Genomic DNA, 14,234 nt, shown 5'->3' with positions numbered 1-14,234 from the left:
GGTCTTTTTTATGGAGCTGTCGCGTCTAGGTCGAAGCGAATAATCGACCACTTACAATAACGGAAAATGCCCACATGAAACACACTGAAATTAAAAACCATAAAATTATAACCATCGCATTTACTCTCGCCATCTCCAATCTAGTTCATCAACAATCTTACGCTAAAGATCTTTATACATCTAACCGATGCCTCGTATCAAAAGCTGTGAACCTTGAGAACTCTCCCCCTGCTGGCCTAATACTAACCTGGACCGGGGCATGCCTTAATAATTTCATCGATGGAAAAGGTTTACTAACAGCAAAAAAAGGCAATCATGTAATTTTCACATACGAAGGTTACGTGCTTGCTGGAGAGCTAAGCGGCCGCGGGTCAATTCAATGGCCAGCCCTTAATACCTCCTACACGGGCGAATTTGCCTCAGGAGGAATAAACGGCAGAGGAGTATATAGATATGACGACGGGGGAATCTATGAGGGCGACCTGCAAAAGGGAGAGCCCGAGGGCCATGGAAAAATGACATGGCCGGATCAGTCATACGAGGGGGAATGGAAAAACGGTTTAATCAATGGGAAAGGCGTCTATCGTTTTCCAGATGGGCGAGTTTACGAAGGCTATATGGTCAACGGAAAGCTCAACGGACAGGGAATTATGCGTTGGCCGGGGGGTAAAGAGTCGTACCAAGGAGAATGGAAAAACGATAAAATGAATGGAAAGGGCACCTATAAATTCGCAGATGGCAGAATTTATGTAGGCAATCTGAAAAACGATTCATTCGCCGGCCCTGGAGAATTAACGTGGAAAGACGGATCGTCATACACAGGCAATTTTAAAAACGACGAACCCCATGGAAACGGAATACTTCGCACACCCGACGGAGAAACAAAAAAAGTCCACTATACAAACGGAAAGCTATCCGCACAAAACTCATCTAAAGAACCTAATAAACCAAATCCAAAATTTAGCAATAGCCTCGGCCAACGTTGCCCGTGGTCGATTGACATATCAGACATAATGGGCAGGCCGTATTACGAAGGCTACATCAACACCTCTAACTCCTATCAAAGAAAGGGCCACATTCAAAGTTTAGCCGAATGGAAAGAAGCTATTCGATACGCCTTTTCAATAGCCGAACAGACCTATAGAACTTATTTTTCCAAAGGCAATCTAACTGAAGAAGAAAGCAGGACGCTTGAAATTAGCAAGCGCAGCTCAGAAACATTAGGCTGCTGGCTAATGAACGCAGATGATATTTTTGAGGAGTATTGCAGCTTCTTAATGACTTATAACGGCCCTACCGATAAGCGAGTAGGCGGTTTTATTTTCCCTGAGGATCAACCCTGCGACCTACGCAAGGCTCACTCTTCTGCAGTGAGAGCAAAATGGAAACAAGAAAATGATTTCATACAGGACATTATAAGGCCTTAACATTCGCAAAGGAAGGCGGAAGAACTCCGCCCAAAGTCACTGATAATTACTTAAAGTTTTAACATAGGCCTGACACGCCCGCAGGGCAATCAGTCCTCGGTCGCCTTCATCGGTGACGGCGACAATTCGTTGAGCATGCGCTCGGTCAAGTTCGGCGCGTACGGTTCCATGAACCACGCCTCCGGCGCCGGGGGCTTGTCGCAGCCCACCGTCACAACCCTGGGCGGCAACGGATCCGGCATTGACAAGGACTGACAGCCGCAGGTCAGCAGTAGCAAGGCGGTCGCGCAGGCGAGCCTGAGCTTGTTGTGCATCGTTCATCTCCTTCCAATGTGCCTGGTCCTGCGCCTGCAGACGCGCCTCCAGTTCACGGCGAGCAGCCTGCTGCACCGCCATCTGATCGAGGGCCGCTGATGCGGCTTCCTCACGTTCGCGGGTATGGACGCGGTCCTTCTCCGCCAGTTGCTTGCCATAGTCCGCAGCCTGCTCGGCGAGCTGTGTGCGATAGGCGTTGTCCTGCCAAACCCAGGCGGCACTGCCGGCGATGACGGCACCGAGCATCAACGCCGCCAGCGTGACCTTGCTCACTGCAGCACCTCAAGCGCTCGCTTGTAGAGCGCCTCGCGATCCTCGAGGCCATTGGTGCCGCCGTTGATGCGCTTGGTGATGGCCACGAAATCACCCTTGTCGGCCAGGGTGTTCAACCCCTCCTTCTGCCAGAACCAGCCCGCCGACAACGCGGCGTATACCGGCTGCTCGAGCAGCTCCGGGGCATTGAGCAAGCGGCTGTCGCCGAACAAGGCCTCGCTGCAGGCTTCGTAGTTGTGGTGGCCGGTGACTTGGATCAGTCCACGGCCACGGTACTTCTGCCCGTCGCCATCAGCTTCGGGCGTGTTGCCCAGGCGCCGGGCCAGACGCCCGGTGTCGTACTTGGCCAGGTACTTGTCATTGCCCAGCTCGCGCACGTAACGCAGCTGCCCCGACTCGTGTCCGATCTGGGCGATGAACGCCGCCATGCGCAGCCGGGTGATGATGGCGAACTTGCCCATGGTGGCGTTGAGGCCAGGAACAAAAACGCCGGCTTGGCGGCCGGCGTTGGGGAGGATCTGCAGGAGCTGTTTTTCAGTGATAGGCATTGCGTGTAATCCTTCGTGTGGACATAAAAAAGCCGGCGACTGCCGGCGTTATCGAGGTTGGACTTCCACCACCTTGAGTGGCTTCTTCTCCTTTTTCTTCTTGCCAGCGGCCTTGGCCTTGCCCTGTTTGCCGGCATTGCACTCGACCGTGGTGGTCCACCCGGCCTGCGTGAACACCTGCTCCACGCTGTCGACCAGGTACTCACCGTCCAGGCCAGCTTTGAACCCCTGGGCGTTGATGCGGCGCTCGGCGAACAGGTCGGTACGCCCCACCATCTCCAGGCGCACCCCTGCAGTGCTGCGGTTGAACGCCGCCAGACGCGCCTTGGCGGCCTGTTCGGCGGCGCCCTTGTCGGGGTAGATGTGGCGGTCGGTGTGGACAGCCGGCAAGCCTGCAGGCGCTTCATCGTTGCTCAGCTCGATCACAGTCAGCGCACCCGACTTCTTGTCCTGATGCTTGGTCTTGACCGCCTTCTGCGAGCTGCGATCACCGAACTTGAACGAGTACCGGCTGACATCCGCCCGGGTGATCGTGATCATGGCCAGGGCTTTGCCGCTCGCGCTCTGGCTAGCCTGACGCGGCATGACCAGCAACTTGCCGTCGGCCACCTTCGCCGTGCAGTCGTACTGCCGAGCCAGGCGCGTAATGAAGTTGAAGTCGGATTCGTTGTTCTGATCGATGCGGGCGACCTTGGTCTGCACCGAACAGACCGGCGTCCAGCCGTTGCGGGCGGCCACGTCGCGCACGATCTGCGCCAGTGGCACGCCTTCCCAACTACCGCTGCGCGTGGTCTTGCCGCTGCCGCGCATGTCGCTGGCCTTACCGCGAATGGTGATGGTGTCGGGCGGGCCGGTCACTTCGACCTCATCGACGGTGTAGCTACCCAGGCGTGCCAGGTTCTGGTCATAGCCCAGATACACCTCGATCTTGGCACCGCGCACCGGCAACGACACCGCCTGATCGCGATCATCGATACGCAGCTCGAACTCGTCCGACTCCATGCCGGGTTTGTCGGAAGTGCGCAGCAACAGCAGGCGGTCATTGATCAGCGCCGTGATGTCCCGGCTATCAGCCACGATACGAAAGCTGGGTTTCATGCATCCTCCAGAAATGATGAGCCCCGCACGCGGCGGGGCTCGGGGTACAACGTGGGATCAATCCCACAGCATGATCGTCTCGACTGTCGTGGGCGGCAGATCCGGGAAGTGGATCAGCAGCCCCGCACGGTAGGGCTGCGGCTCATCCGCCAACCCTGGATTGGCCTGCAGCACCAACTCCACGGTGCCGCTCAAATGGCCGTAATAGCGCTGACAGAGAGTGTCGAGCAGATCTCCATCAGACGCTCTGCAGGTCGTCGCCATAGCTCACAAACTCCAGACTGAAGCCTTGTTTCCGAGGAATCCCACCGGCCAGCAAGCTGGCTTGCTCCTCATCGATGCTGGTCAGGCACCAGGTGCCGAGCACTTCGCCGTAGCCGGTGATCAGGCTCAACGGCTGAAGCTGCCGACCGATACTGCGCAGCGTCTGCAGCTGACCCAGGCCGCCCTTGAAGAGGGGGTAAATCGCCCCCTTGAGCGAGATCTTGTCGTCGCCCTGCCCTGTTGCCTGCTGCGCCGGGCTTCGCGTCAGGCGTTCCTGCGAGGCCCAGCGGAAGCTGGTTTGCCGGCGCAGTTCATCAAACGCAGCCGTATCAAGGTTGAAGTAATACGGCTTCGCCTTCGGGTCCAGCGGCTGCAGGATCAGCAGGTGCGGGAATGGCTTCACCGCCTCAGCCGCGGGAGTCAGCTCGCCGCCCAATGCCCCGGTGGGGAGGATGTTGGCCAGCGACGGGCTGACCTTGCCCGCGATCCGGTTGATGGCGGCTCCAGCCCTGGCAGCCTGCTCCTTGAGCGCACCGATGCGCTCCTGCACCTGACTGGCCGCCGAGACGGCCCGACTGTACATCGAGGCCACCTGCCCCACTCTGGCCTGCGCGGCGTTGATCGCCCGCATGGTCCGCTGCAGCTTGGCACCCACGGCCGGGCCAATGATCGGCAGGTCTTCCAGCTCTGAGGCCGCACCGGTCATGTCGCTAACCGCACCGTTGAGGGGGCCAAGCATGCCGTCGAGGCTCGTCCGGCCCGCCTCGCCGGCTGCAACAACCGACTTGAGCGCCGACCCCATTGATTCCATGTAGCCCATACCACCTCCTTAAACGTGAGCAGGATCGAACAGCTGGGTAGAAGACTGACGAGCCGCCTGCTCCCGACTGAAGGTGTCGAACATCGCCCGCAGCGGCCCCTCCATCTCACGGACCAGCTGTGCCGGATCCTTCACATCCCCTTGCACGTTGATGGCCATGTTCGGCGAGAACGCGAACGACTGATCTACCTTCGGCGGCTCCACCTTGGGCGCTGCCGCCTTGGCAATCTCTGGGACACTGGGTGCCGGCGGCGAAGCCTTGGCCAACTCGCGGACCACATCGCCCGTCGCCGGACCCTGCGGCGGCACCAACCCCGCTCCAGGGAACCGCACACGGTTGGCAGTCAACGCTGGCAACAGGAAGGGATCCTTGGAGTTGGGATCAAGCGGGTCGTAGGACACGGCCGGTGCAGCTGGTGTCGACGGCGGGTCGGCCTTCTTGGCCACCATGGTCGGCGCCTCCGGCTTGGCCTCATCGCCGCCGAACACCTTCTTGCCCAGATACCCACCGACAGACTCACCGCCGATACCACCCAGCACCGCGCCAATGGCGCCACCGACCACCCCGCCGATGGCGGTACCGATGCCGGGCACGATGGAACCGATCAAGGCCCCGGTCGCCGCTCCCGCAGACCCGCCCGCCCAGGCGCCTGCCAGGCCACCCGCGACGCTGCCATAGCCCTCTGCCTTCTCATCCCGCGTTTCGGCATTGAGCGCGGTATCGATGACACCGGGGATGGCATCGACCAGCTTGCCACCTGGGATCTTCGACAAGCCTCTGGTAATACCGCGCAGGCTGCGCACTGTTCGACCGATGGCCTTCCCATCCAGCGCCCCCGCTGCCTCGCTGGCAATCGTTGCCATACCCGGTGTCGCGACTCGAGGCGCTGGCACCCGAGTGTTGCCAAACGCTCCACCGGTTTGCCGACGCGCCCGACGTCCACGACGACGCTTGCCCGATGCTCCGGCGTCGGCACCGGCCGGCGACCCAAGGCCTCCGATAGCACTGGCATTGACGACGAAGACTCGTTGCGGATCGTCGCTACGGCCAGGGTCATTACTGGCCGGACCGCCCAACACCTTGCCGAGCACACCAAGGCCTGCGTCCACCACCTTGTTACCGGTGGCGGGCAATTCGCCGGCACCGCCACCGCCCAGGCCCCGCTCCATGCCCCGGCCACGCGCAAGATTGAACACGCCACGCCCGATACGGACTGCGCTACGCGCCGTGAGGAAGGTCATGACCGCAGCAGCGACTCCCGAGACACCCAGAGCCAGGCCCGGCAACCTGTCGGACAGGTCGGTGACGACGTGGGCCGTCTTGGTCAAGCCGACAGCGAGCATGTCGGTCGCCGGACGAATGGCGTCGCCAATGCTGCGCATGGAGTCGTCCATCGCCTGGCCAAGCTCCGACCAACGCTGCGCAGAGGTTTCACGGCGCTCGGCCAGGTTCTTGTCGAGGATCCCGGCGACCTTCTTCGCATCGGCCGAGTCGGCTTTCAGCGTGTTGTACAGGCCCCGGTTTTGCGCATAAGCGGTCAGCGCCGCCTTGACCTGCTGGTCGGCAAACACGTCCCCGGTACGCAGGGATTTCTCCAGGGCCTGGAGAGCCTTGGTGGCCTTCTCCGGGTCGACTTCCTTGTCGATCTTGGCTTGGGCCTCCTTCAACTCCAAGGCCTTCTTCGGGTCGGTCTTCTCGATGTACTGCATCGCCAGACCCATGGACGCCTCGAAGACGTTCATCCCTTTCTGCAGTCCGGTGTTCAGGGACTTTTGGTAGTCGATACCGGCCTTTTCATAGTTCCTCTGGATGTCGCCCGCGCCGATCTTCTCCATCCAGTTCTTGAAGTTGTTGGCTGCTTCGTCGGAGCTACCGGCCGTCTTCATCTGCACCTGCAGCATGGCACCCAGTGACGTGACCGCATCCAGCCCGGTGACGCCGTTCTTCTCCATACCGGCCAGCAGCTGAGGGAACCACTTGGCCATGTCGGCGGCCTCGAACGAGCCCGCCTGCCCCTGATAGGCGATGGCCTCCAGGGCCTGCTGCATCACCTTGGGGTCGGTGATCTTGGCGTTTTGCTGCAGCGCCTGGATCATTGCCGCCGTATCGACGCCCGACGACCCTTGGCCGATGGCGAACTTGGCCGCCGTTGGCGCGTAGGCCATGGCCTTTTCGACGTCCATACCGGCGCCGACCAACTGGTTGATCAGGTCTGCCACGTCATTGCGCGACATACCGGTATCCCGTGCGGTGTCGATCACCGCCCGGCTCAACTGCGCCTCCTGCGGCTTGTTGACGATATCCGACTTGATCGCGATATCACGGATGATCGCTTGGTAGCCCGCGCTGATAGTGGTCGGTACCGCTGCCAGGCCGACACCGATTGCCGCCCGACCGAGGTTCGACTTAAGCCCGTCCTTGCCCTGCTGGATCTGCTGGTGACCTTTCAGCTGCAGATCTGCAGCTTTCGCCTCGCGCCCTAACCGCTGGTATTCCCGCGAGAGACGCCCGACCTCAACCCCCTGCTTGCGCAAGGAATCGAGATTGCTGTCGAGCTTACGCAGCAGCTTGTCGGCACCGGCAGCACCGGTATCGTGCGCCTTCTTCCACTCGGCCTGCAGGCGCTGCGTGTCGCCAATCATGCCCTTGAGCACTTTGGCCTTGTTGCCTTTTGCCTCGAGCTTGGAGATGTGGCCATCGACGGTTTTGAACGCCGATCCCAACGAAGAGGAAACGACGCCACCGAGCTCCAGCGCTATCGAGAGCTTGTTCTTTGCCATGCGCTAACCCTCAGTAGGCTCAATCCGTGAGCCACCAGACCATGTCCTCCCAGGGCATGGTCATGATTTCTGCAGCCGAAAAGCCGAGATCCCGCACTAACCGCTTGGCCATGTGCTTCTGCAACTGGGGATCAAAACTCGTCGTCCTGCACCAGGCGAAAATAGCCGGCCGAGAGGCGGTTGTAGTCCTTGAGGGCCAGCCCTTCGAGATCCTTGATGCCGACCTCGCACAGGCTGGCAAACAGGTTCAGCTCGCGCTGGTTTTCGTCGCCATTGTCCGTGGACTGGGCGGCACGAACATCGCGCACGGTCGGCGCCCGCATGGTCAAGGCGTCGACCTGTACGCCATTGGCCTCGCTGGGAGTGGAGAGTCTGACGGTAACGCGATCAGTCTGCAGCGACATCCAGGCGGGGATTTTCTTGCTCATATGTAAATACCTTTGTTTGGAAGGGGATTACAGGCCGAGGGCCTGGCGTTGCGCGGCGAGCTGGTCGACGCCGTCGATCACGCGCTTCATGCCGAGCGGGTCAATCTCATAGATCACGCGCCCTTCGACCTCGAGCTTGTAATAGGTCACAGCAACGCTGTGTTTGAACTCGGCCTTGTCGCCCGACTTCCAGTCGCCCATGTCGACTTCCTTGAGCGAGCCGCGCAAGGTGACGACCACCGGAGTGATCTTGCCCTTGAGGCCCTTGAAGGCACCCCGGAAAGTACCGTTGAAGGCTGTCCCATCGGCGAGGCCGAAGAACTTGAGCGACTCACGACGCACGCCCGTGGTGGTGAACGCCGCCTCCTGCTTTTCCATGCCCTGGTCCATTTCGACCGGGATGTCCATGCCACCGGCCCGATGCTCCTCCATCTTCAGGGTGAGCTTGGGCAGGGTCAGACTGGTGCATTCGCCCTGGAAGCTGATGCCATCGACGAACAGGTTCAGGTTGGATAGGGATTGAGGAATCATTGCCATCGGTTGCGCTCCTTAAGCGGCGGACGAGAGGACTTCGGTCAGCCACTGGTTGGTGATCTCGACGCGGAAGTTGGGGTTTTCGGCAGGCGGAACGTCGGTGAAGCGGATGTTCCAATACACCTTGCCCTGCTCGAGCTGGCTGGCGGTGTTCAACACCGGGTCTGCATAGACCTCGAAGTTGATGATCGCGCCCTGGTTCTTCAGGTCGCGCATGAAGGCCTGCAGGCCCTCGGTCACATCAGCGACATAGGTCGCGGTGATAGAGCGGTCAACGGCCCACTTGTGCCCGTAGAGGATGGCGTCCATGACGATGTCCATGGTCCGTACACGGGTGACGAAGGCCCACTTGGGATCGCTCGACAGGGTGCGGTTGCCCCACAAGCGGTAGCCGTCGTCGCGGATGATGGTGGCGACATTGGCGTTGTTCAGCAGGTTGGCCCGGCAGGTGTCATCGCCGTCGAGGAACTCCACAGAGCGCGTGGTGCCGGTAATGCCGACGAACTCCTTGTTCGACGGCGAGGCCCAGAAGCCGTACTCGCTGTCAGTCCAGGCGAACAGGCCGGCCACCCAGGCCGAGCTGGGCGCGTCGACCGTTGCATCGGCGTCGGTATCCCAGAACTGCACACCAGGGTCGACCAGGAAAGCACGCTTGGCGCCGAACTCACCCGCGTAAGCAATGGCCGCTTCGTCAGTGGTGTTCGGCCCATCGATGATGGCGATGCCGCGCAGCTTGTCGGCCAGGGCGACGAGCGCGGTACCGACGGCCTGCGTCGCGCTGTGCTTGGGCGCCACCAGCAGGCGGGGCTGCGCGTTGAAACGACTCTTGCCGTCGAGCAGCGCCTGCAGGCCGGTGCGCTTACCGTCGGCCAGCACCCCACCGATGATGGCCGAAGTCAGCTCGGCCGCATCCGCGACCTGGGCCACGCCGCACGCCACGATGACGGCCTTGGCGCGGGTATAGATGGCCCGGCAGGCCTTGGTGATCGCCGAGTTCGGCCCGAACGCTGCAACCGCCTCGCGTTCGTTGGTGATCACGACCAGATCGTTGGCCTTGGCCGTGGTGTCAGGGCCGGGGGTGAAGGTATCGACCAGGCCAATGATCGAGGACGACGGCAGTGCGATCACGCGGGCGCCGACATCGACGTTCGTTACGGTAACGCCGTGGAAAAATCCGCTCATAGAGACTCCAGAAACGAGAAGGCCCCGCAAGGCGAGGCCAGGATGGGTACAGCAGAAAAGAAAACGCCCCGTCGGTGCGGGGCGTCATTGGGTTTGTTCGGCGATCCAGAGCGGCGCCACGGGTCGCTGGGCGCTGTCGGGGAAGGCCTCGGCCGCTGGCCAATCGCGCAGCGCCTGCAGGTACTGCAGCAACTCGGCGTACTGCTCGGCGGTCAGCGTGGTGTCGCGCTGCAGCTCGACCTCGGCGCGGTGCCGCGACACCAGCCACTCATGGGCGGCGATTTCACCATCACGCCAGGAACGCTCGGCCTCGGCCGGGTCGGCTGCCAGCGGCGGCCAGAAAGCGCCGTCGTCGTAACGATCCCCTGGCGCCACTTCGGCACCACACCCTACCCAGGTCAGTGTTGGATGGAAGCGCCCAGCCGGGTCAATCTCGGTCACTTCGCGCACGGCGCCATCAACGATCAATGCCCACATCACGCCACCTCCACAATGACTTCGCCCGGCTTGCCAGCACCGCCACCTCGCGTACCGCTGGTGCCAATTCCGCCGGCACCACCACCCCCAGGGCCTACGCCTGGCAGCCCAGCCAGGAACGAGGCTGCATAGCTGGGAGCCCCGTAGCCACCACCATGGCCCAAGCTTCCATCTGTACCGGCTCCGGCAGCAGCAACCAGATGGACGATATCCCCGGTTGTGGTTCCAGACATGCCGCCGCTTGGCTGCGTGCCACCCACACCGCCCGTCGAGCTGATGTAGATGCCAAAGGACGACGCCCCGCCCGAAACTCCGACGTTTACCGCTCCAGCGGCTCCGCCCGCGCCACCGGCACCTACGGTTACCGTTACCGTGGAGACCCCGTATAGATCGAGGATGGAAGTTCCCCTTCCACCGCCCCCACCGCCGCCTTCAGCGCGAGTGGTATTGAGCGCCCCTTCGTTATGCCCACCACCACCACCGCCGCCCGTAACCGTCACGCGTGCCCGGCGGCGACCAGATCGAAAGACGGGCGGAACGGTGTAGGTGTATACGCCAGCCACGGCGTACTTGGTTACGACGGACGTTACGCTTGCCGGCAATTGGGCCTGAGCGACGCACCACCACTTGCCGGCGCCATCGCTGCGCAGGGTCAGGTAGTCGCCTGGGAAAAGCAGCTCAGTGGCGGCAATGCCATCAGCTGTGCCGGGCAGGACGATCTTGTCAGCGCCTGCCGTCACGATGCTCAGGACGTTGGCCGTGACGTCTTTACGGCGTAACGTGACCTCGACCCCGCCCAGTGCAGCGCTGGCACTCGGCAGGGTGACTGCAACAGCGCCTGCCGCGGCGTCGACCACCACATGCCCGAGCTGTTCGGCGGTCAGCGTCGTGGACGCCACAATCGGATCGACGCCGATGCGCCAGGAGCGCAACAGGACGGTGTCCAGCAGCGCCATGATGCTTGCTCGATTCATTGCATGCCCTCCAGGGCGGACAGGAAGGCCGGCGCCACGGGGCGCTGCTCGGCGTCCGGGAAGGCCTGGGACTGGGGCCAGTCGCGCAGGGCCTGGCGATACACCAGCAGTTCCGCGAACTGCTCGGCGGTCAGCGTGGTGGCCAACTGCATGTCCTGCTCGTCGCGGTGACGATTCACCAGCCACTCAGTTGATGCCACAGCTTCGTCACGCCAGGTACGCTCGGCGGCGGCCAATTCATCCGCACTGAACGACGGATCGAGCAACACCGGCAACCCGTCGTCATCATGACCTCGGACCTTGCCAGGCGTGGGGCGCGCAATGACTGCCAGGAAACGCTCCTCGCTGATGGGCACTACATCATCAGGCATACCCTGATGCACTCCCGCCAGATAAGTACTGCCTGTAGAACGACTGTAGAAGCGCATAAAGTCCCTCAGTTTCCAAAGCCAAAGTAGCGAACGGTTTGTGTCGACTCGGCATAGATCACCGCCCCGTCCTTGGTGTACGAGTTGATCCACTGGTCGTTGTATTCAGCCGCCACCGTTTGGTTGGCCTGCCCGGTCAACATCAGTCCCAGGCACTCCGTAGGAAACGCCGTAGGGAATGAGATGTTTCGAGCACCGGCAGCACCGGCAATGAATCCCCACACCAGCACAAAGCCCATCAGCCAGTCGGGGAAAATGATGTAGCCGTTCGGAGTGAAGCTCCACGCGAACCCCCAGCGCAATTTCTTGGGGGTAACGATCACGTCGTCAGCCGCTCCGGCCTTCAGCTGGTCCTGGGTTGCCACCTTGGCCGTACCCAGCTTGATTTCAGTGGCCTGAGCCGCCAGCGGCGCGAGCGCGGCAACATCGATCTGCCCCTGATTCACGGGCGCGTTCCAGGCCTTGACGCACCACATAACCGCAAGGTTGCGCGGGCGATTCTCTGCCGCTGTCGGGACTTGAAGCGAAGCGTCAAACTTGATCTCGACCGTCTGATCGGCAATGTTCGAACCGGAGACGATCTGGCCAGGGCTCTTTAGGCTGTTGGCATAAACGCCAGTGGCTTCGCCTGAATCTGCACGGCGGTAGACCTTGCCCAGGGTGCCGGACAAGTTGCGTATTGCATCGCCCTGGATCGAACCGATGGACCGGCCGGCATCGACACCGCGCCCATGGTCCCAGCCACGCAGGAACTCGCCACGTGACTCGGGCAGGCGGAAGTAACCTGCAGGCTCGCCGCCTGTGTTGAACGTCGTGCCCAGGTACGCCGCCAGGTCAGGGTACGCCGCAGCGCTCTGCAGGCTACCGTCGACCTCAAGGAAGCCAGGCGGCACGGTGCCCTTGGGAAACGGCAGCATGGTGCCCACCGGCAGTCCTGCCGAGGCGGTCAGCAGCGCGTCGACTTCGGCCTTGGTATAGGTGTTCGCCGACTGGAATGAGCTAAACGCCAGGATCTGCACCGACTCGCCAAAGTCACACGGCTGCTGCAGGGTCACGGCCTGGCCGTCCGACAGAAACTCGCTGACCTCGCGGCCGTTACGCATAACGATGACGTTGCCCACGGTATGCGGCACGGGGAACACCGCCTGCCCCACCGAGGCCTCGAACGAGAACCGCTCGAACGCCTTGCCGGCGCCGACACCGCCACCCAGCTGGAAATAGGTCCCGTCGTAGTTCAGGTCGTACAGCGCGCCGGCACGGATGTCACCGCCGACCAGATCCACCAGGCCGCCGCCCTCGGACTTCTTCACCGCCACCGCCGCCAGAGCACCGATCTTGGCCGTCACCGGGCCGGTGTTACTGGCCGTCGCCTTGAACTGGAAACGCTGCCCCGCCGCGTAGGCCATCAGCGTGGCCTCGGCATGCTTGAGGGTCAGGGTCAGGGCGTTGGCCGTACCGACCGCATCGCCCAACCAGGCCAGCGGCCCCGAGTCCTTGGCCACTGCCGAGCGCAACAGGTATTGCGGGTGCGGGTTCGCCGCGTCAGTGTGGGCCTTGAGCTGGTTGCGGGCGTACAGCTCGGCCGCTTCCCGCGCCTTGTCCACGTACTCGCGAGTCGCCAGGACAATGCTCGGATCGATCTTCAACGTGATGTTCGCCACGTTGCCGAACACGACGTGCATGCGGATGGTTTGCGTGCGGCCCGAGCCCTGGACCAGCAGCGGCTTGTAGCTGGGCGCAGGGCTGGCCACGGCAACGAAATTGCCGTTTGCATCCTCCAGGGCCAGCTCGCGAATCCACCAGCCGCCCGTCTCCGGGGGCAGGACCAGCTCGGCCACCAGCACCGCAGGGTCGGCCGGCGACGGATACAGCGCGTTGAGCTGGGCGCGCAGCACCTGGTGCACCAGGGCGGTTTGGGTCGGCTTAGGCACCGGGTCAGGGAACTGCGCCGGGTCGCCGCCGCCGTCCCCAATCAACATGTGGGTGATGCTCCAGGGCACACCCAGGGCAGCGCTGTTCGCCTGCTGGGCGATCCCGACATTGGTCAGGAACCCGCCAAATTGCGTGGTTGAGTTAGCCATTTAGGTATACGTCCAGGGTTTCTAGTGTGTGATCAGTCAGGCGGTTATGAGCGCCCACGCTGACATCGATGTCGGCGGACTCCCACGGGAAGACCTCCAGCAGCTCGCCCTCGAACACAGGCACGGCCTGATAGGCCGGCACGCGGGTTTCCAGGCTGATGTCCAGGCCGATCAGATGCCGGCTGACGGGCTTGGCGTCATCGATCAGCCGCGTCAGTTCTAGGTAGGTTTCCTCGCTGATCCCTTCGTCAGCGACGCCGACCTTGAGCGCGAAGGTGCCCGGCACGCCGGGCGGCGTCAGCTCGAACCATTCGATAATCTCGATGAGGTAGCCGAACGGCTCGACCACGCGGCGCAAGGCGCCGACGGTGCCCTTGTACTTGTGCACAAAGAACGCCGAGCGGATCACCGAGCGCTTGGTGGCCTCTGACCACGTGTCATCCCAGCGGTCGACCGACCAGGCCCAAGCGAGCTGGTACAGCAGGTGCGGCGGGCAGGTGTCCGGGTTGTAGAGCGTGCGCAGGGCCGACCGCAGATCCTCGGCGGCGGCAGCGTCCAGGGCGCGCTCCAGGGGCGTACTGTTGAGCGGCAGCAGACCTGTCAT

At 62.1% G+C, this 14,234-nt stretch carries 15 protein-coding genes; 1 reads left to right on the top strand and 14 read right to left on the bottom strand.

Features of this window, described 5'->3' with window-relative positions:
* Positions 1–74: 74 nt before the first annotated feature.
* Positions 75–1,427, top strand: a complete 1,353-nt coding sequence (locus BLS27_RS07695) for an MORN repeat-containing protein (protein ID WP_090343982.1) — start codon at positions 75–77, stop codon at positions 1,425–1,427.
* 36 nt (positions 1,428–1,463) lie between these two features.
* On the opposite strand, the gene BLS27_RS07690 is transcribed toward BLS27_RS07695, so the two are convergent.
* The 14 genes from BLS27_RS07690 to BLS27_RS07625 all read right to left on the bottom strand — a co-directional run bounded on the left by BLS27_RS07690 (position 1,464) and on the right by BLS27_RS07625 (position 14,234).
* The gene (locus tag BLS27_RS07690) at positions 1,464–1,988 is read right to left on the bottom strand and encodes a lysis protein (RefSeq protein ID WP_090344054.1); all 525 of its coding nucleotides are present in this window, start codon (positions 1,986–1,988) and stop codon (positions 1,464–1,466) included.
* Positions 1,989–2,011: 23 nt separating this feature from the next.
* On the bottom strand, positions 2,012–2,563 hold the full coding sequence (locus tag BLS27_RS07685) for a glycoside hydrolase family 19 protein (RefSeq protein WP_090343980.1): 552 nt from the start codon (positions 2,561–2,563) through the stop codon (positions 2,012–2,014).
* Between the two features lie 48 nt (positions 2,564–2,611).
* Complete coding sequence (locus tag BLS27_RS07680; protein WP_090343978.1) at positions 2,612–3,661, bottom strand: phage late control D family protein; 1,050 nt, start codon at positions 3,659–3,661, stop codon at positions 2,612–2,614.
* Between the two features lie 57 nt (positions 3,662–3,718).
* Positions 3,719–3,925 (bottom strand): tail protein X, encoded by a 207-nt coding sequence (locus BLS27_RS07675; protein ID WP_090343976.1) that lies wholly within the window; start codon positions 3,923–3,925, stop codon positions 3,719–3,721.
* Positions 3,900–4,745 carry a phage tail protein gene (locus BLS27_RS07670; RefSeq protein WP_167358072.1) on the bottom strand — a complete coding sequence of 282 codons (846 nt, stop codon included), beginning with the start codon at positions 4,743–4,745 and terminating at the stop codon, positions 3,900–3,902. The genes BLS27_RS07675 and BLS27_RS07670 overlap by 26 nt, the downstream gene beginning before the upstream one ends.
* Before the next feature lie 9 nt (positions 4,746–4,754).
* Positions 4,755–7,526, bottom strand: a complete 2,772-nt coding sequence (locus tag BLS27_RS07665; protein ID WP_090343974.1) for a phage tail tape measure protein — start codon at positions 7,524–7,526, stop codon at positions 4,755–4,757.
* A gap of 131 nt (positions 7,527–7,657) precedes the next feature.
* On the bottom strand, positions 7,658–7,954 hold the full coding sequence (locus BLS27_RS07660; RefSeq protein WP_090343972.1) for a phage tail assembly protein: 297 nt from the start codon (positions 7,952–7,954) through the stop codon (positions 7,658–7,660).
* 27 nt (positions 7,955–7,981) lie between these two features.
* Positions 7,982–8,491, bottom strand: coding sequence for a phage major tail tube protein (locus tag BLS27_RS07655; protein WP_090343970.1), 510 nt, complete (start codon positions 8,489–8,491; stop codon positions 7,982–7,984).
* A gap of 12 nt (positions 8,492–8,503) precedes the next feature.
* Complete coding sequence (locus BLS27_RS07650; protein WP_090343968.1) at positions 8,504–9,670, bottom strand: phage tail sheath subtilisin-like domain-containing protein; 1,167 nt, start codon at positions 9,668–9,670, stop codon at positions 8,504–8,506.
* 84 nt (positions 9,671–9,754) lie between these two features.
* Positions 9,755–10,147 (bottom strand): phage tail assembly chaperone, encoded by a 393-nt coding sequence (locus BLS27_RS07645; RefSeq protein ID WP_090343966.1) that lies wholly within the window; start codon positions 10,145–10,147, stop codon positions 9,755–9,757.
* Positions 10,147–11,103: a glycine-rich domain-containing protein gene (locus tag BLS27_RS07640; protein WP_139205745.1), complete on the bottom strand. Its 957-nt coding sequence runs from the start codon at positions 11,101–11,103 to the stop codon at positions 10,147–10,149. Before BLS27_RS07640 ends, BLS27_RS07645 begins: the two co-directional genes overlap by 1 nt.
* Positions 11,104–11,117: 14 nt before the next feature.
* On the bottom strand, positions 11,118–11,492 hold the full coding sequence (locus tag BLS27_RS07635; RefSeq protein WP_244155217.1) for a phage tail assembly chaperone: 375 nt from the start codon (positions 11,490–11,492) through the stop codon (positions 11,118–11,120).
* 65 nt (positions 11,493–11,557) lie between these two features.
* The gene (locus tag BLS27_RS07630) at positions 11,558–13,630 is read right to left on the bottom strand and encodes a phage tail-collar fiber domain-containing protein (protein ID WP_090343959.1); all 2,073 of its coding nucleotides are present in this window, start codon (positions 13,628–13,630) and stop codon (positions 11,558–11,560) included.
* On the bottom strand, positions 13,623–14,234 hold the full coding sequence (locus BLS27_RS07625) for a phage tail protein I (RefSeq protein WP_090343957.1): 612 nt from the start codon (positions 14,232–14,234) through the stop codon (positions 13,623–13,625). Before BLS27_RS07625 ends, BLS27_RS07630 begins: the two co-directional genes overlap by 8 nt.

The organism is Pseudomonas guariconensis, from assembly GCF_900102675.1.
Classification (GTDB): domain Bacteria; phylum Pseudomonadota; class Gammaproteobacteria; order Pseudomonadales; family Pseudomonadaceae; genus Aquipseudomonas; species Aquipseudomonas guariconensis.
This window is presented reverse-complemented; position numbering and strand designations above follow the sequence as displayed.